A 22,092-nucleotide genomic window follows, 5' to 3' on the forward strand; every position below is an offset into this window, starting at 1 on the left:
GCCGCATTGTCGCCGGACCGGGCCTTTGCTACCGTGCGGGGTTCCGCCGCGAAGCTGTCACGAGAACGGCTCGTCCGGACATGACGAAACAATCAATGGGTCGAGGCAAGAAATGTTACGCAATGACAAGATAAGGGTCGTTGTCGCAGACGAGCAACCGGTCATCGTGCTGGGACTGCAGACGTGGTTCGAGACGCGCGAGCGTTATCGCGTGGTCGCGAGCGCAACGTCCGAAGAGCAGTTGCTCTCGAAGCTGCGCGGCGCGGACGGCGAACTCGTGATCGTCGGCTGCGCGCTCGGTGCGCATGCGCGCCCGGCGGCCGACCGCTTCGGCATCCTGCGCAAACTCCGCGAATGCGTGCCGCACACGCCGCTCGTCGCATTGACTACCGACAGCGATTCGCTCGCGATTCGCGCGATGCAGCGCGCGGGTGCCGACGGCATAGCGAGTACGCGCGACGACCTGAAGGACCTCGGGCGCGTCTGTGAGCGCGTGCTGTCGGGCGTGAAAGCGGTGATCTCGCCGCGCATCGCTGCGTGCCTCGAAAGCGAGCGCGGCAACGCGCAAGCGTTCCAGCCGGACACGATCTATCGCGAAGTGCGCCTCAGCGCGACGACGCTCGCCGCCCGCATGTGACCTCGCTCGCGTGACTGCCGGCTCACGCGGACCGCGAAGCGTCGTTCGAGACTTCGCGTGCCTTTTTGTCCGGGTAGCTGACGTTCTTGCCGTCGTCGAATCCTTTCTCGTACGCGCGTTGATCCAGCGCCCGGAAGAGCGGCGCAAGTTCTGCGACTTGCGTGCGGATCAATTCCATCAACGGTTTCACGAGCGCGGGCGCGCACTCGCTCGCGCCGTCAGTATGGCCTTGCGCGCTGCTTACGACGTCGACCATCGCGCGGAGCGTCTGGGCGCGCTTCACGCAATAGTCCACTAGCGGCATCGCGTGCGTGATGACCGCATGGCCGTTTTCGTTGACCGACACCGTCACGTTCGACTCCACGAGCGTCTCCTTTCCGATTTGGGGGACCGAAACTCTAGAAGCCGCGCATCGGCGCGCGCCAGCGGACGATTCCTAAACGGCGCGCGCTGTTCCATCGCACGTTTCTATCGTCGATGAAAGCCGCGTCGCCATGACCGCGCCTCCGTCAGCAAGGATGCGTCAACTTCGCTACGATGCTCGCTTGACGCTTCCCCGAACCCTTCCCCGGCGCGTGACGCCGACCTTCGAACACACCATGCCCACGCCGCCAGACGCCATCGGTTTCACGCAAGATCCGCTTGACCGCATGTCCGAGAAGCGCGACGACGAAGCGTTTCTCGCGAGCCTCAACGACGACGCCGCGACGCGCTTTCTCCTCTTCGTGAACAACGTGCCGCTGTTCAAGCGCACGGACGGCCACGATCCGCTCTTTCTCGCTCATGAAGCCGCGCAGTTCGGCACGCCGCTGCAGACCGTGCTGCTCGGGCGCGACGCCGACCAACGCGCGCTCTTCGCCTGCACGATCGATACAACCGCCGAGGCCGCCGCCGATGCGCTCCCGGGCGCGAGCGTCGAAGCTATCGAACTGCGCCCGGTCGCCATGCAAGGGCTCGTCGCGCCGCCGCTCGTGAGCGCGCTCGGCGAGGCGCGGTCGATGCTGGACTGGCATCGGCGGCATCGCTTCTGCGCGAACTGCGGAACCCCGACGGACAGCGCGGGCGCCGGCTGGCGGCGCATTTGCGGCCACTGCGGCGCGCAGCACTTCCCGCGCGTCGACCCGGTGGTCATCATGCTCGTCACCGATGGCGAGCGCTGCCTGCTCGGCCGTCAGCCGCAATTCGCGACAGGTATGTACTCCGCGCTCGCCGGCTTCATCGAGCCGGGCGAGACGTTCGAGCATGCGGTGTATCGGGAAGTGCTGGAGGAAGCCGGCATTCGCTGCGCCGACGTGCGGTACTTCGCGTCGCAGCCGTGGCCGTTTCCGTCGTCGCTGATGATCGGCTGCTTCGCCCGCGCGACGGGCACGGAGATCACCGTCGACGAAAAAGAACTCGAAGACGCCCGCTGGTTCAGCCGCGACGAAGTCCGCGCGATGCTCGACGGCACGCATCCGCAAGGACTCAACGCGCCGAAGGCTTTTGCGATCGCGCATCACTTGCTGAAGGCGTTCGTCGAAGGCGACTGAAGCCTCAGAGCGTCTCGCGCTCGATGATCTCGAAGCCGACATCGACCGGCGCAACCGGCGCGGCACCGCCGAGCCGGTCGATCAGACAGCGCGCAGCGGTCGCGCCGATGCGCTTGCCATCGACGCGCACCGTGGTGAGCGCGGGCGTCGTGTCGGCGGCGAAGTCGAGGTCGCCGAAGCCGCACACGGCGAGCCGCGCGGGCACGTCGAGGCCGAGCCGCCGCGCCTCGGAGACCACGCCGAGCGCGAGCAGATCCGAACTGCAGAATATCGCGTCGACCTCGGGCGTCGACTCCTGAATGCGCCGCAGCGCGTCTTTCCCGAGCGCCACCGACGAAGGCGGCGGCATCAGCACATCGGCGACGTCGCGCATGCCGTGCGAAGCGAGCGTGTCGATGAAACCGCGCCGCCGCGCGAGCGCGCGCTGATCCGTCGCGCAGACGAGCGCCGGATGCGCCGCGCCCCGCGCGACGAAGCGCTGGGCCACCGCCGCGCCGATCCGATAGTGCGAAAACCCGACGAGCATGTCGATCGGGTCGTCGGTCATGTCCCACGTCTCGACAATCGGAATGCCGATCTTGCGCAGCCGTTCACGCAGTGTCGGCGTATGCGCCACGCCCGTCAGCAACACGCCTTCCGGACGGCGGCTCAGCACGGCGTCGAGCAGTCGATCTTCGTTTTCGTCGCTGTAGCCCGACAGGCCGAGCAGCACCTGATAGCCGGCGCGCGACATGGTATCGCTGAACACCTGCACCGTTTCCGAGAAGAGCGAATGCGCGACGGTCGGCACGATGGCCGCGATCAGCCGCGATTTCGCCGACGACAAGCCGCCCGCCAGCCGGTTCGGCACGTAGCCGAGCTCGCTCACCGCGCGGCGCACGCGGGCGAGCGTCTCGGGCGCGACCGTATCCGGCGCGTTGAACACGCGGGAGACGGTAATCGGAGAGACGCCCGCGGACGCCGCCACGTCCGTGATGCGCACGCCTTTCGATGTGCCGCGCGTGCGGCGCGGCGCGGGGCCCGCCTTTGCGGCGTCGTCAGAGATGTCGGCGAGCTTGGTCATGCATGGATTGGCGCGTCAGGGGCGGATCGGAGAAAGCGCGCCATTTTAGGCCTTCGCGGGCGCATCGACGGCGGCGTCGCCGCGCGTGTTCCCGCGCCGCATCAGCAGCATCGTCACGACGGCGAAAATCAGCAGGCACGCAGCCGGAATCAGCATCGGCGCCTTCACGCTGCCGCTCGTCTGCCGCACCCACGGCACGAGATTCTGCGCGATGAACCCGCCGACATTGCCGAGCGAATTGATCGCCGCGATGCCCGCCGCCGCGCGCGCGCCGGTCAGGAACTTCGGCGGAATCGTCCAGAAGCATGGCAGCAGCAAGTACATGCACGGCGCGCCGAGGCACAGCGCGATAAAGCGTAGCGTGTTGGTCGGCAGGAACACGCTCGCGAGGAAGAACACGACGCCGAGCAGCGCGGCCGTCAGCATCGCCACGGTGGTGCGGCGGTCGGAGCCGTTCGCCGCGCGCAGCTTCGCGGGCAGCCACGCCAGCACGACGGTCGCGGCGAGCCACGGCACGATGTTGAGCAGGCCGTTGGTCGTGTTCGACACGCCGAAGCCCTTCACCAGCGTCGGCAGCCAGTAGCTGACGCCATAGACGGACATCGACAGCATCATGTAGTAGAGCGCCATGCCGATCACGCGCGGCTCGGTCAGCACACGCATGACGTTCGCGTGGCTCGTCTCGGCTTTTTTCGCCTGCTGGCGTTCGGTTTCGAGCGTGGCGTCGAGCCAGCTTTTTTCGTCGTCGGAGAGAAAACGCGCTTTCTTCGGCGATGCCGTTAGCCACAAGAGCACGACCGCCGTGAGCAGCACCGACGGCACGCCCGTCACGATGAACACGAGTTGCCAGCCTTGCAGGCCGAACCACGCCTTGTCGAGCAGATAGCCGCAGATCGGCGCGCCGACCATGTTGCCGATGCTGCTGCCGAGCGTGAAGTACCCAAGCATCCGCACGCGATGCCGCTGCGGAAACCACAGCGTCAGGTAATAGATGACGCCGGGATACAGCCCCGCCTCCGACGCGCCGAGCAAGAACCGCAGGATGTAGAACATCGTCGCGTTCGTGGTGAAGGCGAGCAGGATCGTGACGACGCCCCACGTCAGCATGATCCGCGCGATCCAGCGCGGCGCGCCGTACTTGTGCAGCAGCACGTTGCTCGGAATCTCGAAGATCAGATAGCCGATGAAAAACAGCGACGCGCCGAGCCCGTACGCCACTTCGGAAATGCCCAGGCTGCCGAGCATCTGCAGCTTGGCGAAGCCGATGTTCGAGCGGTCGATATACGCGACGAGATAGAGCAGGCCGACGAGCGGCATCAACCGCCACGCGAGGCGGTTGATGAGACGCGGCTCGTCGACGGTCAGCGGCGCGTTGCGGGAAAGCGGCGATCGGGTGTTCACGGTGTCTCCAATGCGAGGCGGTCGAGCTTATCCGCGCTGCTTGCGCCATTCGGCATACGCCGCGAGCGTTTCCTCATTCGGCGGATACGTGCCGCGCAAGAGCGCGCCCGCTTCCACGCGCGTCGTCACGAACTCTTCGAGCAGTTCCTGCTCGGCGGCATCCTTCGCGACCTGCTCGGCCATGTGACGCGGCACGATCACGACGCCATCGACATCGCCGACGACGATATCGCCCGGATACACGGCCACGCCGCCGCACGCGATCGGCACGTTCATGTCCACCGCGTGATGCTTCGCCAGATTGAGCGGCGCGCTCGCGCCCGCGCAGAAAAGCGGCAGCCCGATTTCGCCGATGGTGCCGCTGTCGCGCACGCAGCCGTCCGACACCATGCCCGCGACGCCGCGCACCTTCAGGCGCGTCGTGAGGATGGAACCGGTCGATGCCACCGTGCGATCGCCGCGGCAATCCTGCACGAGCACGCTGCCCGGCGGCGCGCTCTCGACCGCCTTGCGCTGCGGATGGTCCGGGTCCTGAAACACGCCGACGTGATCGATATCTTCGCGCGCCGGGATGTTGCGCAGCGTGAAGGCCGGACCGACGAGATTCGGCGCGCCCTTCGCGGGCTTCACGAGCGGCGCGACGCCTTGCAAGAACACGTTGCGCAGGCCGCGCTTGAAGAGTTGCGTCGTGAGCGTCGCGGTGCTGACGTGGCGCAGCAAGTCGAGCGTTTCGTCGGAAATGGCGATGTCTTGTGTCGTCATGGTGTGGGTATCGTTATTAGTGGATTTCCGGCTCGCCGCCGTGCGCGGCCGTCTTCTCTTCGAGGAAATCGAAGTCGCAGCCCTTGTTCGCCTGCGTCACGTGCAGCTGATGCATGACGCCGAAGCCGCGTTCGAACGGGCGCTTCGGCGGCGTCCAGGCGGCTTTGCGCGCGGCGAGTTCTTCGTCGCTGACTTCGAGATGCAGGCGGCGCGCGGGCACGTCCAGTTCGACGATGTCGCCGTCCTTCACCAGCGCGAGCGGCCCGCCAACGAACGATTCCGGCGCGACGTGCAGCACGCACGCGCCGTAGCTCGTGCCGCTCATGCGCGCGTCCGAGATGCGCACCATGTCGCGCACGCCCTGCTTCAACAGCTTCTGCGGAATCGGCAACTGGCCCCACTCCGGCATGCCCGGCGCGCCGACCGGTCCCGCGTGCTGAAGGACGATCACCGAATCGGCGGTGATATCGAGGGCTTCGTCGTCGATGCGCGCGGCCATGTCGCCGTAGTCCTTGAACACGACCGCCGGCCCGCGATGCCTGAGCAGATGCGCTTCCATCGCCGCCGGCTTGATGACGGCGCCATCGGGCGCGAGGTTGCCGGTGAGCACGGCGAGGCCGTCGTTCGGCACGAGCGGATTGCTGAGCCGACGAATCACGTCGTCATTGAAAATTTCGGCGCCCGCGATGTTTTCGCCGAGCGTCGCGCCATTGACCGTTAGTTGCGAACCGTCGATCAAATCGCCGAGTTCGGCGAGCAGCGCGCGCAGGCCTCCGGCGTAGAAGAAGTCTTCCATCAAATACTTCCCGGCCGGCCGCACATTGCCGATCACCGGCGTCACGCGAGACAGTTCGTCGAAGCGCCCGGTCGTGAGCGGCACGCCCGCGCGCCGCGCGACCGCCACCAGATGCACGATGGCGTTGGTCGAGCCGGACATCGCGAGCACGGTGGTCACGGCGTTGTCGAACGACTTCGGCGTGAGAATATCGGACGGCTTCAGATCGGTCCACACCATCTCGACAATGCGCTGCCCGGTGAGCGACGCATACTGCGCATGCCGCGAGTCAACGGCGGGAATCGACGCGAAGCCGGGCAACGTGAGGCCGAGCGCTTCGGTGGCGCTCGTCATCGTCGACGCGGTGCCCATGGTCATGCAATGACCCGGCGAGCGCGCGATGCCGCTCTCGACGCCCTTCCACTCGTCCTCGGTGATCTTGCCCGCGCGCAGTTCCGCCCAGTACTTCCACGTGTCCGACCCGCTGCCGAGCGTGCGGCCGTTCCAGTCGCCGCGCAGCATCGGGCCAGCGGGAAGATAGATGGCGGGCAGGTCCATGCTGATGGCGCCCATCAACAGGCCGGGCGTGGTCTTGTCGCAGCCGCCCATCAGAACGCAGCCGTCGAACGGATACGAGCGCAGCAGTTCTTCCACTTCCATCGCGAGAAAGTTGCGATAGAGCATGGTCGTCGGCTTTTGGAACGGCTCCGCGAGCGTCATCACGGGCATTTCCACCGGAAAGCCGCCCGCCTGCCAGATGCCGCGCTTCACTTCTTCGACGCGCTGCTTGAAGTGCGTATGGCACGAGTTGATCTCGCTCCAAGTATTGACCACGGCGATGACCGGCTTGCCCATGTAATCGGACGAGTGATAGCCCATCTGCGCAGTGCGCGAGCGGTGCCCGAACGAGCGCAGGTCGTTCACGCCGTACCAGCGATGGCTGCGCAGTTCCTCGGGCGTCTTGCGTTTCGTGGGATCGTAGGTCAAGCGAAGTCTCCTTGATGGTAGCGTTACCATATCGATGCCCGCGATGGTAGCGTTATCATCGGCAAGCGTCGCTTGGGGTTTCCACGAGCAAGAGACGCTTATTTGACGATGGGATGAACCGACCCGAGCAGTTCGGAAAGCCCGAGCCAGAGAATCTGCACGCCGATGCAGAAGATGACGAACGCGAACAGCCGCATGGCGACCTGCGTGCCGACGGTGCCGAGCAACCGTTCCAGATAGCCGGCGAAGCGCACGCAGACGTAGATGCTCGCGCACAGCAGCAGAAGCCCGACCGTCACGCCGACGATATGAACCGGCTGCAAGCCGTGGCGCGGCGAGCCGGTCCCGAGCGCGATGGCCACCGCGATCGAGCCCGGTCCGACGGTGATCGGCAACGTCAGCGGATAAAACGCCTTCGCGCGCAGCGACGCGCCGCTGCGTGGAGTGGGCGTGGGCTCGGCGGAGGCGTCTTCGTCGGGAGCCTTAAGGAGGCTCCAGCCGGCCATCGAGACCACGATGCCGCCCGCCACGCGCAGCACCGGGATGGAGATGCCGAAGAAGTTGAGCACGTACGCGCCCACCGACAGCGACACCAGCAGAATGACGAAGCTGTTCAACGAGATGCGCCGGGCGAGCTCCTGGCGCTCGGCATCGCTGATATGCGGCAGCATGCTCAGCACGACGAGCGCGACCGCGGGCGGATTGATAATCGGAAAAAGCCCGGCGACGATCACGAGCACGGTCTTGACGAATTCGTTGAACATGCTCGATAGGTCGTGGATGTCGATTCGGTTATCCGTCCTCAGCCGGACACGAGCGGCGCAGTCAGAATCAGCGCGCACTCGGTCAGAAACGAGCCGAGTCCCACGCCGATCAGCACGCGCGCCACGTACGTCCACATGCGCCGGTCGACGTTGCCCGAGCAGCGCCACGCCGCCGTGCACCACGCGAGATAGAGCGCGCCGCATGCGGCGAACAGGCCCAGCGTGCCGGGCCAGAACCAGATGGTAATCAGCAGAAACGCTTCGGGAGCAACGCCGCTGCCCCAGAGGTACAGGTACACCGCCCACCATGCGAGATGGATAGGCAGGCCGAGTAGCCACCAGACTTTCCAGAAACGTTCTTCTCCGCGCCAGGCCTTGCGCAACATGCGTCGCCGTATAAAGGAAGGAGGCTGGCATTTTACTTCACCGGATGCCGCCGCACGGTGGCGGCCTCGGCCTCTGCAATGCGGTAACGACTAGGTTCTCGTGGCATTTCAGCATATTGCGTCGCGGCAAACGCCGTCCGCCGCTATGGGCGGCGCTCGGTCAGCATTTGACTGGCGAGGTCGCCGTGATACATGGCGAGCGCGCGCAGCGACGGCCACATGTGCATGTAGTGAACCATGAAACTGTCCGCGCGCTGAAGCTGATAGGGCGTGTTCAGCGTGATGCAGTCGACCAGTTCCGCATCGCCTGCCATGTCGTGACGCGTGAGCACCCTGATGAACGTGTCCTGATCGCCGCCGCTCGCGTACGTCGACGACTTGTCCGCCACGCCGCCGATCGCCTGCTCCACTTCGCCCAGCACGTCGAAGTTCGCCTGCGTGCGCCGAAAGCCCATGATGCCGGAGTTGAACTGCCAGCTCATGTCCATCGCGATCAGGCGGTCGCGGTTGTCGAGCAGCCGTTCCAGCGGCATCGACTGGTCGATCACGAGCACGTCCGCGTCGATCCAGAACACCCATTCGTGCTGAGGCAAATGGCGACGCAGCACCCACGGCTTCAGCCAGTTGCCGCTCGCGCCGTGCGGCGATTCGGCCGGGATATCGCGATAAAGATGCAACGCATACCCGTGGCGCGCGCAGTAGCGCCGCAGATTGCGCTCCGCGATCGCGCCATACGCGCGAATGTTCGGCGTGTAGAGCATAGCAAGCGCGATGCGCGCATCCGGACGCAGCGCCTCGTAGGCGTCCTCCGCGATATCTGAAGCAGGCAGCGTCAGATACGCCTCGCCCTTCGCCCCACACGCGTTCACGTGCGACGCGATCAGATCGCGCAGACCGGCGTGGAAGGGCTCGTTCGGCGGCGCGTCGGGAATATCGGCGAGCGCGATGGCGAAGACGCGCACCCGCGCCCACAGCGGATCGATATGCCACGCCGCCGGGACGACCGCATGCACGCCGTCGATCTGCGTCATGTAGCCGAGCGGCGCCGTCATGCGCAAGAGCGCCGACTCGCTCGCGAGCGCGCCGCCGAAGCGCGCGCCCGCGCACAGGCGTTCGGCAAGCGCGCGCGACGCAGGCGTACTGCGCCAAAGCTGGAACGCGCCAATCACGGTATCGCCTTCGGCGTCGCCCATCGAGACAATCAACGCGTCGCGTTCAGCGTTCGCTATCAGCGTTTCGCAGGCGATATCGCTCACGACGAGGCAGTCCTGCGTGAGCAGCAGCACGAAGTCGCCGTCGGCAGCGGCGCGCAGCGCGCGCAAGAGCGTCTGGAACTTCAGCAGCATGCGCAGATGCGTCCAGCCGATGCCGCTCGCATCCACGAACTCATGCGCGTAACCGCGATGCGCGCAATAGCGCCGATGGTTCTCGAACGACGCGTGCGCGTCCCGGCTCGTGAAGAAACTGATGACTCGGGTCGTCATGAAGGCTCGATGAAGGTGCAGGCAATCACCGATTCTGCGTTCGCATTCAGGGCGCGGGCAAGCGGCTGGACACTTTGTTTCACGCTGCATGAGCGATGCGGCTCCCGTTTCGCTTGCCATCGTCCGCGCGTGCAACAGGATTCAAGACGCCGCACGGGCGCGCCTCGACAATTGCACTTTCTGCCAACCGAACGGGGAAATCTATGACAAACGAGACGACAGAAACCAGCGCGCGAGCGCAACGCTGCGTGATCGTGGTGGACCGCGCGCTGCCAGCCGGTAAAGCCGCGAACGCCGCGGCGGTGCTCGCGTTGACCATCGGACAGCGGCACCCGGCGCTCGTCGGCGAACCGCTCGTCGATGCGTCCGGCGTGGCGCATCCGGGGCTGATTCCGGTTGGCATCGCGGTGCTCGCGGCCAGTCAGGACGAACTCGCGACGATTCGCGGCAAAGCGCTCGCGGCCGATTGCGATGTCGTCGCGTTCCCCGAGCAGGGCCAGCAGACCACGGACTACGCCGCCTTCCGCGACGCCGTCGCCACGGTCGCGACCGATGCGCTGCGTTATGTGGGCGTCGCGCTGATCGGCGACAAAAAGCCGGTGGCGAAGGCCGTCGCGAATCTCGGCCTATTGAAGTGATGCGCGTCAGCCGCGCGTCGCCGCCTTGTACGCGCCGGGCGTCACGCCGAGCATGCGGCGAAACGTGCGCGTCAGATGCGCCTGATCCGCAAAGCCGGTTTCAGCAGCGATATCGGAAAGCGCATTGCCGCGCCGGATGAGCGCCATCGCGCGGCGCACGCGCGCCTGCCGCTGGTATTCGTGCGGCGTCATGCCGGTTTCACGACTGAACGCGCGAAACAGGCGATACGGCGGCAAGTCGGCCGCCGCCGCAATCTCATGCAGACGCAGTGGCTCGGCGAAACGATCTTCGAGAAAGCGCCGCGCCGTGACAATGGCGCGCGGCTCGCTCGTTTCGCGCGGCGCCGTGCTCTGCTTCATGTGACGTTGCGCGAGCCGCGCCGCGAACGACAAATACCGCTCGTCCCGATACAGCGACGACCCGCGCACTTCCGACGACCGATGCACGTCCTGAAGCGCCATGCTCAACACCGGATCGCGGATGATCGGACCGATGAGCCCGCCCGCGCGCTTCTCGCCGGTCAACTCCAGCAGATGCGCGACGTCCACGTACAGCGTGCGCTGCGTCCAGCCGTCGCCGTCGACGGGCCAGCCGGCGTGCGGCTCGTCGGCGTCGATGGCGTACAGATCGCCGCGCCGCGCGACGAACTCGGTGCCGCGCATGCGGATGCGAATCGCGCCGCCCGTGAGCAGCGCGAAGCACGCGGTCTCGTGCGCGTGGACGTCGTAGGCGAAGTCCGCGAAGCGCCCGCGCAGCAGTTCCGCGCCGAGATCGGGCGCGTGCCAGATGTGCGTGTCGGACGTGGGACGGGCGTTCGTGGACATTCGCCGGCGCTCGGTTACCGCTCGATCGTCGACATGTCGATCACGAAGCGGTACTTCACGTCGCTCTTCAACATGCGCTCGTAGGCGGTGTTGATCTCGTCCATGCGGATCATCTCGATATCGGACGTGATGCCGTGCTTGCCGCAGAAATCGAGCATTTCCTGCGTCTCCGCGATGCCGCCGATGAGCGAGCCCGCCAGCGACCTGCGCTTGAAGATCATGTTGATCACCGACGGCGACGGATGCGGGTGCTCCGGCACGCCCACGAGCGTCATGGTGCCGTCGCGCTTGAGCAGCGTGATGAACTGGTCGAGATCGTGCGAAGCGGCCACCGTGTTCAGGATGAAATCGAAGCTGTTCGCGTGCTTGGCCATCTGGTCCGGGTCCTTCGACACGACCACATCATGCGCGCCCAGACGCTTCGCATCCTCGATCTTGCTCGGCGAGGTCGTGAAGAGCACGACATGCGCGCCCATCGCGGCGGCCAGCTTCACGCCCATGTGGCCGAGGCCGCCCAGACCGACGATGCCGACCTTATCGCCTTGCTTCACGCCCCAGTGACGCAGCGGCGAGTACGTGGTGATACCCGCGCACAAGAGCGGCGCGACCGCGGCCAGTTCGAGATTCTCGGGAACGCGCAGCGTGAAGGCTTCATCGACGACGATGGACGTCGAATAGCCGCCGTACGTCACGCCGCCCGACTTCTTGTCCGGCGAGTTGTAGGTCTGCACGAAACTTTCCGGGCTCTCGCAATACTGCTCCAGACCTTCCTTGCACGCCTCGCAGACGCGACACGAGTCCACCATGCAGCCGACGCCCGCCAGGTCGCCCGCCTTGAACTTCGTCACGTCGGAGCCGACTTCCGTCACGCGCCCGACTATCTCGTGCCCCGGCACGACCGGATAGTTGGTGCCGCCCCATTCGTTGCGCGCCATGTGCAGATCGGAGTGGCAGACGCCGCAGAAGAGGATGTCGATACGCACGTCGTTCGGGCCGACATCGCGGCGTTGAATCTCGAGCGGGCCGAGCGGCTTGTCGGCTGCGGACGCTGCATAGGAATAGGCTTTGAACATGGTCGCTTCCTCTTGATCTTGATGCGTGGACAGGGTGCCGGCGCCTTCACGCAGTGGGAAGGCGCGGCTAAAAAGACGTGTGCGCACGGGTCGCGCGGGCTTTTTATGTGTGGCAGCGAACGCTCGCCACCGCGCTCCCGGGCTGCTGCTCCGTTCTTGCCGATCCCGCCGATACTTCGGCGGCGGCGCGCAGCCTCGTTACTGTATGCCTATCGGAATATCTTTGCTGAGACGATGGAATCCGCGGTAGTCGGCGCGATTTCGCGGCGCGGGGGCGTCGCGTTTCGTCGTCGCGCGGGAGCCAATACGGCGCGTTGCGAGCGGCGCAAGACAGTGGCGCTCGTCATGTGCGTCCTACGATCGAGAGAGAGCCGGACGCCATGCAGCGGCCGGCGTAATACGCGCAACACACGCGACACGAGGGGGCCACGACGATGAAAGCGAATGCAATGACGGTGAGCATCGACTTGCCGACCGGCGCAGTCAGCGCCGAGTTCCACCCGGACACGGGACGGCTGCGGATTCTGGACCGCGACGTGTTGCGCGTCGAGCTCTTTCCGCCGCATTCGTGGTTCACGGTTGCGTCGGTCGCAGGCAATAGCCGATGGGGCACGCGACCGCGCGAGTCGGATCTCTACCTGGTGCTGCAAAGCTTCATCATGCAGCGGTTCGGCATGGCGGCGTTGGAAAAGGCGATGGCGGTGGCGCATTGAAAGAGCGGTGCCGACTGCGCCTGCATGCGAAATGGTGGATCGAGACGGCCGCACGTTGAGGCGGCGTCCGATGCAACTCGCGTTCTCCGCTTCGATGAGCTTCGTGCGCGAACCGGCGCGCCCACCACCGCAACACACGCTCCGTTGTGACGTGGCATCATGAAGACGCTGTCCGCCATCCACGCAACCGCTCGCCGGAGACGCCATGGAAGTGACCATCAGCGAATTGACAGGGCTGCTCGAAGAACTGGAACGTGAAGATCCCGTCGATTATGGCGACCTGCCGTTCGGCGAGCCGGAACTGCGCGGTCTCGTGTTGACTTCGCTTCTGGAGAGGCATCGCAGCCTGCAGGCAAGCGGGCTCAATCCCGGCGATGTGAACCTCACCTACATGCTCACCACGGCGCTGCTCATAATCGAGAACCTCGTTTTGCACGCGCGGCTGCTGTTGCTGCAAGGGCAGCGAATTGATGTGAGCGCGCTGTTGCGCAAGTATTCGGGCGGATAGATGTGCGCTCGGCGTGCGTCGGCGATCAGTCGCGCAGGCGGCTAGGCGGCCGGTAGCCGGGGATCTGCTGCAACGCCTCATGACAAGCCGCCGAGAGCGCGGCCAGCCGTTCGACGCTCGCGCGCAGTTGCGCATGCGTCTGGGCAATGTCCTCGCGAAGCATTTCGATTCGAGGCGTGATTTTGTCTTCGATCGCCTCGCCGATTGCGCCGCACGCGAGGAGCGCCTCGGCGTCATGACGTGCTTCGCGAAGTTCGATCACATGAAGCTTGTTCTGCGCGATCAACCGCGCGTGCGCTTCGGCGAGTTGGCCGAGCCCCATCGACCGCATGCGCTCGATGAAATGACGCATCGATCGTAATGTAGCTTCGCCGGCGTCATAGGCCATGAACTGAACATCGTCGATCGACAGCGACAGACGGCCTTCCGGGGTTTCGAATTCGAGCTTCGTGCGCATGACGGTGGCAACGGGTGATGTGAGTTGCCCAAATTCTAGGCACGCGGTGACGCTCGGCACTTAGGAGAAGGCCGAATTCGACGCGCGGGTTGGCGGTCGCTGCGTTTCCGTTTACGCGTCGAGGCGAGTGTCAGCGGGAATTGGCCACGGCGGGTTTGATGGACGTTGCGTCCTCCACAACGTCCAGCCCCCAATCACCGAACGTGTACCAGTCCTCGCCCAACAGTGCTGCCGGATGCTGCGTGCGGCTAGATCCGTTTCCGCAACGCGGCGCATCCGCTCCGCAGTAATGGTCACAGCCCCAGCAATTGCGTTCCGGGTGCCCGGGTTGAAGGGGAAATCGCTTTGCCATGCTCTCTTTGGTCCTTGGTCAGCTGCGGGTCGTCGCTCCAAGATGGCTACGACGCGCCCGACAGCCAGCCAATAGGACGATTTCGAACGTGCGCGGACGGCGGCTTGCTCATCTTCCTTATGAACGCCTGCCGTTCGCTAGTCAACAGGCAGCGACCGCCGCCTGCGTGCTGCCGGTGAGCAGCAGTTCGATCAGTTCCCGCACGCTGCGGATGGCCGCGCCGAACGGCAACTTCTCGCGTCCGCAGAAGAACAAGCCGTTGCCCACATCGCCGCGCAGCGCCGCCGCGAGTCGCGTGTCGATGCAAAAGTGCCCGAACTTCTCGATGCCGTCGCGCAGTCCGCACGCGCTCAGGCATTCGAGCGCCGTCGGGCACGTCTGTTTGCGTGCGCCGATCTTCGCGCGAATGCGCTCTTCGTTGCGCAAGTAGCGCATGAGCCACGGCGTCTTCACGGCTCTCGCGGGCAGGCCGGTCACGCTGACGAACTCGACGATATCGTCCGGCGTCGCCTGCGCGAGCACGCGCTTGAATTCGGGATGCGCGTCGCCTTCCTCCGTCACCGCGAACGGCGTGCCGACCTGGACACCGTTCGCGCCGGCCGCGAGCCACGTACGCACGGCTTCGTGGCTGTTGATGCCGCCCGCGACGATCACCGGCACGTCCGCACGCGCCAGTCCGAGCGACGCGAATACCGTCTCCAGTTCCGCGAGCACGCGCGCGAACCCGAAACGCTCGTTGTCCATGTCGGAAACGTCGTTCACGCCGAGGTGTCCGCCGGCATGCGCCGGATGTTCGATCACGATGGCATCCGGCAGGCGTCCCTTCTTCATCCACTTCTTCAGCACGAGCGCGACGCCGCGGCTGTCGGAGAGAATCGGGATCAGCGCGATATCGCAGCCTTGCGTGAGGTCGGGCAAGTCGAGCGGCAAGCCTGCGCCCATCACGATGGCATCGGCGCGCTCCTCGCACGCCACGCGCACGTAGTCGGCGTGGGCGCTGACCGCTTTCATCACGTTCACGGCGATCATGCCGCGACCTTCCGACAGTTCACGCGCGCCGCGAATCTCGCGTCGGAGCGCGGACAGATTCGCTCGCTCCAGCGTCTCGCGCGACGGATCGGCGCGGCACATGTCGAGCAGATCCGCATGATGATGGCGCAGGTCGATACTCGCGATGGTGCCCACCGCGCCTTCTCGCGCCACGCTGCCCGCGAGCCGGTGCGCCGAAATGCCCACTCCCATGCCGCCCTGCACGATCGGCAGCACGCTGCGCCCGCGAATGACGAGCGGCGCGAATGCGTTCTTTCCCGCGCTCGGAGTTTCGATTCCAGCTTGATTTCGATTCATGATGTGACTGCCTGATGTGATCGGCAAGAGCCGTCGATACGTCGCTAAGTTCTCGCGGCGTTTCATGATGTTTCGTAGGAGATCGGCGCGGTGGCCGCGTCCGATCGGTCGGCGTCGTGTCCCGCGGCATAGAGCGCGACGTGGACGCGACTCGTGAAGTTGAGCTTGCGCAAGATGTTTCGCACGTGAATCTTCACAGTGCTCTCGGCCGGCGAGCGGGTGGGCGCATTCCCCTCGTTGCTCGCCCTGCGCGAGAGTTCGCGAATGATGTCCTGCTTGCGCGACGTAAACGGATCGGACGCCGCCGCCTCGGCTTTGATGCGCCTCAGCAGATAGCCGCAATCGCCTTCGCGCAGCGCGACTGTCGACTCGTTGACGTCATTCGATACCGCAAGCGTCACGACAGCGGCGCACCGCGAATCTGCCCATGTCCTCAAGATCGTAGCCCTGACCATTAGCGTCGACAACCCGTCTGAATTCGCTTTCATTGACGATCGTCACAGGAAGAGCAGTTCTCCATTTGCCGTCTTCACAGCACGGAAGAACAGAAAGCCATCGGCGCATTGCGTCGCGCGTAGCACCATGCTTTGACCTCAGCACGCACCGCATACAAAACGATGAGGCACTGCAATCTTGCATCAGCCGTTATGATGCGATTCCTTTGCCACAACGTAGCGCCCGTCGCGATAGGCAAGCGTCAAGCTCTTTCGCTTCGGCGCGCCGTTCCTGTTCACACACACGCCTTTGGCGATACGCGACGTGCTATGCACCGTCTTCTCGGCGATGTGCAACGACGCATAGCCTTCCGCGCCGGGCGCGCCCATCGAAAGCGTCCGCGTCACCGAGTCGTACCAGCCGTCGCAATGCGTGTCCCATTCGCCGCTCGCCTGCGCGGTCATCAGTCGGTCGAGCACCGGGCGCAGCGTCTCGCCGTCGAATGCATACAGACTCAGCGATGTCTCGCCATGTGGCTTAGCCCCCGACGATGCGTCGAGACTCATGCGCACGCCGAACGCGCGCTGCGTCGGCGCGAATTGATACGGCGCGGTGTCGAGCGCGATATCGGCCGACGCGCCCGCGTCTCGTCGTATCGCCCCCGGTTGATACACGTGCGCGACGATCGCGCCGGTCGCGGTGTCGGCGACAAGCACCTCGAGGTTGTCAGCGTTCTCTTTTGCTTGCGTCTCGTCGCCGGAGAACGCAAGCGCCGCCAGCGTCAACGCCGGGCTAGCGGGCCACGTCTCGCAGACGCTGAGCGCGCTATCGAGCGTCTTCTCGGGGTGCAGCGTGTTCGCCCACGTCTGCATCATGTCCTCGCAACCGGCGTGCGCGAGCACCGGCGCGAGCAGACTGGCGGCAAGGAGGATAAGTTTCTTGTTCATGTTGTGATATCGGCTCATGGGCGTATTCGCGCCTGCGATTCGAGCCTCGCATTTTGACGGCTTACGTTCTCGCTCATGCCATGCGTAACACCATTTGACAAGAAAAGTCCTTCGCCATGCAAAACTTTGATGCATTCGACATGGCAAGCTCACAACGCTCGCATGTGTTGCTCGGCGCGGGCACAATGTCGAGTTCCGCTGTTGCAAAGCCCTGCTAAGAGACGCTCCGAGCGTCGCTTTTTTCGAAGCGCGCAGCTCGCGCGACACAGCGTCGCAACGCCGCGTTTTACGACCAAATTCCATAAATTCGCAACATCGCGATAAATGTCGCGTGGCATGATCGCGTCGCGGCGCAACGCCGTGAAACGGCGTTCTTCCCAGGACGCTTCGATCCAAAAAACCAGCGAATGCAATGAATGAAAATACTCACCGTTTAGCAGCGCCATTGTTATCGGGTTTGTTGGCCAGTGTCTGTTTATCGGGATGCAATCTCGAGGTGCTCGATTCGAAAGGTGTCATCGGCGCGGCGGAAAGCTCGCTCATCGCCACCGCGACTTTCGCGATGCTCCTCGTCGTCGTTCCAGTGATTCTGCTCACCCTGATCTTCGCCTGGCGCTATCGCGCATCCAACACGAACGCCACGTACGCGCCGAAATGGACGCACTCCACGGCCATCGAGGTCGTCGTATGGGCGATTCCCGCGGCCATCATCCTTTTTCTCGGCACCCTGACGTGGAAGACCACCCACGAGCTCGACCCGTACAAGCCGCTTCAGTCGGAAGTCAAGCCGATCAACGTGGAAGTCGTCGCGCTCGACTGGAAATGGCTCTTCGTCTATCCGGATCTCGGCATCGCTTCCGTCAATCAGGTCGCTTTCCCGGTCGGCACGCCGGTCAACTTCCGCATTACGTCGGACTCCGTGATGAACTCGTTTTTCATCCCGCAGCTCGGCAGCCAGATCTACGCGATGGCGGGCATGCAGACGCGTCTTAACCTGCTAGCCGATCACGCGGGCGACTACGCGGGCATCTCGGCGAACTACAGCGGCGCGGGCTTCTCCGACATGAAGTTCCGCGCACTCGCGCTGTCGCAGGCCGACTTCGATTCGTGGGTCAAGAAGGTCAAGACCGCGCCCGAGGCACTCAGCATGGATGTCTATGCGGGCGTCGCGCGCCCGAGCCAAAAGGCCGCGGTCCGCTACTTCTCGACCGTCGATCCGAAGCTCTTCAACAACATCGTCGGCAAGTACAACAACGGGAATGTCACCGTTGGCACGAATTGCGTAACCAAGGGGTAAGCCATGTTCGGCAAATTAACGCTTGAGGCGATCCCGTACCACGAGCCGATCATCATGGGGGCGACCGTCCTCATGGCGGTCCTGGCGCTGGGTGCGGCCGCCCTTCTCACCAAGTTCGGAAAATGGGGCTGGCTCTGGCGCGAGTACCTGACTTCGACTGATCACAAGCGCATCGGCATCATGTATCTGGTCGTCGCCGGACTTATGCTCGTGCGCGGCTTCGTCGACGCGGTCATGATGCGCGCGCAGCAGGCCATCGCGCTCGACGCGCCCGGCTTCCTGCCGCCGCATCACTACGACCAGATCTTCTCGGCGCACGGCACCATCATGATTTTCTTCATGGCGATGGCCCTGCTCGTGGCGTTCTTCAACCTCGTGGTGCCGCTGCAGATCGGCGCGCGCGACGTGGCGTTTCCGTTCATCAACTCGCTGTCGTTCTGGATGACGGCGATGGCCGCGGTGCTGATCAATCTGTCGCTTTTCATCGGCGAGTTCTCGGCGACCGGCTGGCTCGCGTATCCGCCGCTGTCGGAAACGCAGTTCAGCCCGGGCGTCGGCGTTGACTACTACATCTGGGCGCTGCAGTTGTCCGGGGTCGGCACGCTGCTCACCGGCGTGAACTTCTTCGTGACCATCGTGAAGATGCGCGCGCCCGGCATGACGTGGATGAAGCTGCCGGTGTTCACGTGGACGGCTTTCTGCTCGAACGTGCTCATCATGGCGACGTTCCCGATTCTGACCGTCGCGCTCGCGCTGCTCGGACTCGACCGTTATCTCGGCATGCACTTCTTCACGAACGATGCCGGCGGCAACCCGATGGTGTATCTGAACCTGATCTGGGCCTGGGGCCACCCCGAGGTCTACATCCTGGTTCTGCCGGCGTTCGGCATTTACTCGGAAGTCGTTTCCACGTTCTCGAAGAAGCCGCTGTTCGGCTACAAGACGATGGTCTGGGCGACGTGCTGCATCATGGTGCTGTCGTTCCTCGTGTGGCTGCACCACTTCTTCACCATGGGCTCGGGCGCGAACGTCAATGCCTTCTTCGGCATCATGACGATGATCATCTCGATCCCGACGGGCGTGAAGATCTTCAACTGGCTCTTCACGATGTATCGCGACCGCGTGCAGTTCACCACGCCGGTTCTCTGGACCATCGGCTTCATCATCACCTTCACGCTCGGCGGCATGACGGGCGTGATGCTCGCGATCCCGGGCGCGGACTTCGTGCTGCATAACAGCCTGTTCCTGATCGCTCACTTCCATAACGCCATCATCGGCGGCGTGGTGTTCGGGTACTTCGCGGGCGTGCAGTTCTGGTGGCCGAAGGTGTTCGGCTTCAAGCTCGATGAAAAGCTCGGTCGCAACGCGTTCGTTTGCTGGTTCGTCGGCTTCTTCGTCGCGTTCGTGCCGATCTACATTCTCGGCTTCATGGGCATGACGCGCCGCCTGAACCATTACGACAATCCCGCATGGCAGCCGTATCTGGTGGTCGCGGCGTGCGGCGTCGGCATCATCGCGCTGGGCGTGGCGTTCCAGGTTGCGCAGATCGTCGTGAGCGTGATTCGCCGCAATCAGCCGGCTTATCGCGATGTCACGGGCGATCCGTGGGGCGGCCGCACGCTCGAATGGTCGATCAGCTCGCCGCCGCCGGTCTACAACTTCGCGCATGTGCCGGCTGTCCGTGAACTCGACGACTTCGCCCACGCGAAGGAAACGAACCGCGTCGAAACGCGTCCGTTCCGCGACATCCATATGCCGTCGAACACGAGCGCCGGTTTCTTCGTTGGCGTGTTCGCGCTGGCGTTCGGCTTCGCGGCGATCTGGCATATCTGGTGGCTGGCTATCGTCGGCCTGATCGGCGTCGCTGCGGTCGTGATCGGCTACAGCTTCGGCGAGAACGCCGGCTACATCATCCCCGCCGCCACGGTGAAGGCGACCGAAGAGCGGAACCGTCCGCCGAAGTCGCCCGCCAAGACCGGCGCGGGGCGCGAAATGGAACTGGAGGTGCTGTAAATGTCGCAATCGACGATTTCCGCGCATGACGCGCACGAGCACGAACACCAGCCGTCTCACTCGGTGTTCGGCTTCTGGTCCTACCTGATGACCGACTGCGTGCTGTTCGCGTCCCTCTTCGCGACCTTCGCGATGATGGCGAACCAGTTCGCGGGCGGCCCCACGGCCAGGGATCTCTTCAACCTGCGCGATGTCGCGATCGAAACCGGCCTGCTCCTCACGAGCAGCCTGACGTTCGGCTTCGCGATGATCTCGGCGCATCGCAAGCAGACGGGCGGCGTGCTCGCGTGGCTCTTCGTCACGTTCGTGCTGGGCGCGGGCTTCCTGTGGCTGGAAGTGCACGAGTTCGCGCATCTCATCGCTGAGGGCGCGGGTCCGCAGCGCAGCGCGTTCTGGTCGTCGTTCTTCACGCTCGTCGGCACGCACGGTCTGCACGTCACGCTCGGCCTCGTGTGGCTCGTCGTGCTGGCGCTGCAAATCATGCAGAAGCCGGAGCTGAACGAACGCCAGATCCGCCGGCTCGCCTGCCTCAGCCTTTTCTGGCACTTCCTCGACATCGTCTGGATTTGCGTGTTCTCCTTCGTCTACCTTGCGAGCGTCGTCTAATGGCTCATACGCATACAACGCATAGCGATATTCCGCACGTCACCGTAGGCGGATATCTCGTCGGCTTCGTGCTGGCCGTGGTACTCACGGTGGCTTCGTTCTGGCTCGTGACCGCGGGCAAGGTGTCGGGCGAACAAGGCATCGTGTGGCTGGCGGTGCTGGCCGCCGTTCAGATGGTGGTCCATGTGGTGTTCTTCCTGCACGTGAACACGTCGAAGGGACAACGCTGGCACGCCCTGTCGTTTGCCTACACGATCCTGATGTCGCTCGTGATCGTCGTCGGTACGGTGTGGGTCATGCATAACGTCCACATGCTGATGATGGCGCGATAACGCTGAACGCATCGGTGAAAGAAGCGGGTCCGGTTTCCGGGCCCGCTTTTTTTCGTCCGTCGATTTCTGCGGCCGCTGACAAATCTTGACAATTCCTCAAAGCGGCGCGACCATTTGTCCATAATTTGATTTTACGATCCACATTATGGACACAGGAGACGCGATGCCCGCGCCAAAACCGTCGGCGGACGCAATGACGCCGTACCAATTCCCCAATCCCAAAGAAGCGCAGAAGGAAATCGTGATCGGTCATGCGATACCGACCGACGAGCGCGAATGGGTTCCGCAAGCCGAGAACGTCTGGTTCCGCCCGCTTTGTCTGAACGTGTCCACCGGCTATTGGATGAACCTGCTGCGCGTGCGCAAGTCCGGCGTGCTCTCGCGGCATCGTCATCCGCAGGCCGTTCACGGCATGGTGCTCAAGGGCCGCTGGCGCTATCTGGAGCACGACTGGGTCGCCACCGAAGGCAGCTATGTCTTCGAGCCGCCCGGCGAAACGCATACGCTCTACGTGCCGGAAGACGTCGAAGAGATGATCACCTACTTTCAGGTGAACGGCGTGATGTTCTATTGCGATCCGTACGGCAACTACACCGGCTACGAAGACGTGTTCACCAAGGTCGACATGTGCCGCAAGCACTATGAAGCGGTCGGGCTGGGCGCGGATTTCGTCGATCAGTTCATCCGCTAATTCATCCTCTAGTTCGTCCATCGCATAACCAAACCATCATAAGCAGCCGAAGCGTCAACGAAACGCATTC

26 protein-coding genes are annotated in these 22,092 nt (G+C 64.2%); 10 read left to right on the forward strand and 16 right to left on the reverse strand.

The genetic code is table 11. The features are described 5' to 3' along the window. The first annotated feature begins 112 nt into the window (after window positions 1-112). The gene (locus NCR34_RS20825) at window positions 113-637 is read left to right on the forward strand and encodes a response regulator (RefSeq protein ID WP_248324469.1); all 525 of its coding nucleotides are present in this window, start codon (window positions 113-115) and stop codon (window positions 635-637) included. A 22-nt stretch (window positions 638-659) separates the two neighbouring features. On the opposite strand, the gene NCR34_RS20830 is transcribed toward NCR34_RS20825, so the two are convergent. Next, window positions 660-1,001 carry a hypothetical protein gene (locus NCR34_RS20830; RefSeq protein WP_248324470.1) on the reverse strand — a complete coding sequence of 114 codons (342 nt, stop codon included), beginning with the start codon at window positions 999-1,001 and terminating at the stop codon, window positions 660-662. Between the two features lie 235 nt (window positions 1,002-1,236). Here NCR34_RS20830 and nudC point away from each other — a divergent pair, with 235 nt between their 5' ends. Then, window positions 1,237-2,166: an NAD(+) diphosphatase gene (gene nudC / locus NCR34_RS20835; RefSeq protein WP_248324471.1), complete on the forward strand. Its 930-nt coding sequence runs from the start codon at window positions 1,237-1,239 to the stop codon at window positions 2,164-2,166. 4 nt (window positions 2,167-2,170) lie between these two features. Here the strand turns inward: nudC and NCR34_RS20840 are convergent, their stop codons facing one another. From NCR34_RS20840 to NCR34_RS20870, 7 genes are all read right to left on the reverse strand, one after another. Next, window positions 2,171-3,229: a LacI family DNA-binding transcriptional regulator gene (locus NCR34_RS20840; RefSeq protein WP_248324472.1), complete on the reverse strand. Its 1,059-nt coding sequence runs from the start codon at window positions 3,227-3,229 to the stop codon at window positions 2,171-2,173. A 45-nt stretch (window positions 3,230-3,274) separates the two neighbouring features. Then, window positions 3,275-4,546: an MFS transporter gene (locus tag NCR34_RS20845; protein ID WP_248324819.1), complete on the reverse strand. Its 1,272-nt coding sequence runs from the start codon at window positions 4,544-4,546 to the stop codon at window positions 3,275-3,277. A gap of 111 nt (window positions 4,547-4,657) precedes the next feature. Continuing rightward, the gene (locus NCR34_RS20850; RefSeq protein ID WP_248324473.1) at window positions 4,658-5,392 is read right to left on the reverse strand and encodes a ribonuclease activity regulator RraA; all 735 of its coding nucleotides are present in this window, start codon (window positions 5,390-5,392) and stop codon (window positions 4,658-4,660) included. Between the two features lie 16 nt (window positions 5,393-5,408). Beyond that, window positions 5,409-7,154 (reverse strand): L-arabinonate dehydratase, encoded by a 1,746-nt coding sequence (gene araD / locus NCR34_RS20855; RefSeq protein WP_248324474.1) that lies wholly within the window; start codon window positions 7,152-7,154, stop codon window positions 5,409-5,411. A gap of 98 nt (window positions 7,155-7,252) precedes the next feature. Further along, complete coding sequence (locus NCR34_RS20860) at window positions 7,253-7,918, reverse strand: MarC family protein (RefSeq protein ID WP_248324475.1); 666 nt, start codon at window positions 7,916-7,918, stop codon at window positions 7,253-7,255. A 38-nt stretch (window positions 7,919-7,956) separates the two neighbouring features. Next, window positions 7,957-8,304 (reverse strand): hypothetical protein, encoded by a 348-nt coding sequence (locus tag NCR34_RS20865; RefSeq protein ID WP_206470655.1) that lies wholly within the window; start codon window positions 8,302-8,304, stop codon window positions 7,957-7,959. A gap of 143 nt (window positions 8,305-8,447) precedes the next feature. Then, window positions 8,448-9,788, reverse strand: a complete 1,341-nt coding sequence (locus NCR34_RS20870) for a glycosyltransferase family protein (RefSeq protein WP_248324476.1) — start codon at window positions 9,786-9,788, stop codon at window positions 8,448-8,450. 203 nt (window positions 9,789-9,991) lie between these two features. Here NCR34_RS20870 and NCR34_RS20875 point away from each other — a divergent pair, with 203 nt between their 5' ends. Next, window positions 9,992-10,426, forward strand: a complete 435-nt coding sequence (locus NCR34_RS20875) for a DUF2000 domain-containing protein (protein WP_248324477.1) — start codon at window positions 9,992-9,994, stop codon at window positions 10,424-10,426. A 6-nt stretch (window positions 10,427-10,432) separates the two neighbouring features. On the opposite strand, the gene NCR34_RS20880 is transcribed toward NCR34_RS20875, so the two are convergent. Both NCR34_RS20880 and NCR34_RS20885 read right to left on the reverse strand, forming a co-directional pair. Then, a complete protein-coding gene (locus tag NCR34_RS20880; RefSeq protein ID WP_248324478.1) occupies window positions 10,433-11,251 on the reverse strand; it encodes a helix-turn-helix transcriptional regulator in 819 nt (272 codons plus the stop codon). 14 nt (window positions 11,252-11,265) lie between these two features. Then, entirely contained in the window at window positions 11,266-12,324 is a 1,059-nt protein-coding gene (locus NCR34_RS20885) for an NAD(P)-dependent alcohol dehydrogenase (protein WP_175945842.1), read from the reverse strand. Between the two features lie 434 nt (window positions 12,325-12,758). Between NCR34_RS20885 and NCR34_RS20890 the strand changes: the two genes are divergently transcribed. Continuing rightward, window positions 12,759-13,037 carry a hypothetical protein gene (locus NCR34_RS20890; protein ID WP_248324479.1) on the forward strand — a complete coding sequence of 93 codons (279 nt, stop codon included), beginning with the start codon at window positions 12,759-12,761 and terminating at the stop codon, window positions 13,035-13,037. 205 nt (window positions 13,038-13,242) lie between these two features. After that, window positions 13,243-13,545, forward strand: a complete 303-nt coding sequence (locus NCR34_RS20895; protein ID WP_248324480.1) for a hypothetical protein — start codon at window positions 13,243-13,245, stop codon at window positions 13,543-13,545. 25 nt (window positions 13,546-13,570) lie between these two features. On the opposite strand, the gene NCR34_RS20900 is transcribed toward NCR34_RS20895, so the two are convergent. From NCR34_RS20900 to NCR34_RS20925, 6 genes are all read right to left on the reverse strand, one after another. After that, window positions 13,571-14,002, reverse strand: a complete 432-nt coding sequence (locus NCR34_RS20900; RefSeq protein ID WP_248324481.1) for a hypothetical protein — start codon at window positions 14,000-14,002, stop codon at window positions 13,571-13,573. A gap of 130 nt (window positions 14,003-14,132) precedes the next feature. Next, window positions 14,133-14,354: a DUF3079 domain-containing protein gene (locus tag NCR34_RS20905; RefSeq protein WP_250501030.1), complete on the reverse strand. Its 222-nt coding sequence runs from the start codon at window positions 14,352-14,354 to the stop codon at window positions 14,133-14,135. A gap of 141 nt (window positions 14,355-14,495) precedes the next feature. Next, the gene (locus tag NCR34_RS20910) at window positions 14,496-15,701 is read right to left on the reverse strand and encodes an NAD(P)H-dependent flavin oxidoreductase (RefSeq protein WP_250501031.1); all 1,206 of its coding nucleotides are present in this window, start codon (window positions 15,699-15,701) and stop codon (window positions 14,496-14,498) included. Between the two features lie 62 nt (window positions 15,702-15,763). Next, window positions 15,764-16,102, reverse strand: coding sequence for a LuxR C-terminal-related transcriptional regulator (locus NCR34_RS20915; RefSeq protein ID WP_248324484.1), 339 nt, complete (start codon window positions 16,100-16,102; stop codon window positions 15,764-15,766). Window positions 16,103-16,339: 237 nt separating this feature from the next. Further along, the gene (locus NCR34_RS20920; RefSeq protein ID WP_248324485.1) at window positions 16,340-17,083 is read right to left on the reverse strand and encodes a PA3715 family protein; all 744 of its coding nucleotides are present in this window, start codon (window positions 17,081-17,083) and stop codon (window positions 16,340-16,342) included. A 149-nt stretch (window positions 17,084-17,232) separates the two neighbouring features. Further along, window positions 17,233-17,529, reverse strand: coding sequence for a hypothetical protein (locus tag NCR34_RS20925; RefSeq protein ID WP_250501038.1), 297 nt, complete (start codon window positions 17,527-17,529; stop codon window positions 17,233-17,235). Between NCR34_RS20925 and cyoA the strand changes: the two genes are divergently transcribed. From cyoA to NCR34_RS20950, 5 genes are all read left to right on the forward strand, one after another. After that, entirely contained in the window at window positions 17,496-18,380 is an 885-nt protein-coding gene (cyoA, locus tag NCR34_RS20930; RefSeq protein ID WP_248324486.1) for a ubiquinol oxidase subunit II, read from the forward strand. The genes NCR34_RS20925 and cyoA overlap by 34 nt on opposite strands. A gap of 3 nt (window positions 18,381-18,383) precedes the next feature. Further along, window positions 18,384-20,393: a cytochrome o ubiquinol oxidase subunit I gene (gene cyoB, locus NCR34_RS20935; protein ID WP_248324487.1), complete on the forward strand. Its 2,010-nt coding sequence runs from the start codon at window positions 18,384-18,386 to the stop codon at window positions 20,391-20,393. Next, window positions 20,394-20,999: a cytochrome o ubiquinol oxidase subunit III gene (cyoC, locus tag NCR34_RS20940; protein WP_248324488.1), complete on the forward strand. Its 606-nt coding sequence runs from the start codon at window positions 20,394-20,396 to the stop codon at window positions 20,997-20,999. Next, a complete protein-coding gene (cyoD, locus tag NCR34_RS20945; protein WP_248324489.1) occupies window positions 20,999-21,331 on the forward strand; it encodes a cytochrome o ubiquinol oxidase subunit IV in 333 nt (110 codons plus the stop codon). The genes cyoC and cyoD overlap by 1 nt, the downstream gene beginning before the upstream one ends. A 163-nt stretch (window positions 21,332-21,494) precedes the next feature. Next, a complete protein-coding gene (locus NCR34_RS20950; protein WP_175945816.1) occupies window positions 21,495-22,022 on the forward strand; it encodes a 2,4'-dihydroxyacetophenone dioxygenase family protein in 528 nt (175 codons plus the stop codon). Window positions 22,023-22,092: the final 70 nt, after the last annotated feature.

This window comes from Caballeronia sp. GAWG1-5s-s (assembly GCF_023631445.1).
In the GTDB taxonomy this organism is placed as follows: Bacteria; Pseudomonadota; Gammaproteobacteria; order Burkholderiales; family Burkholderiaceae; genus Caballeronia.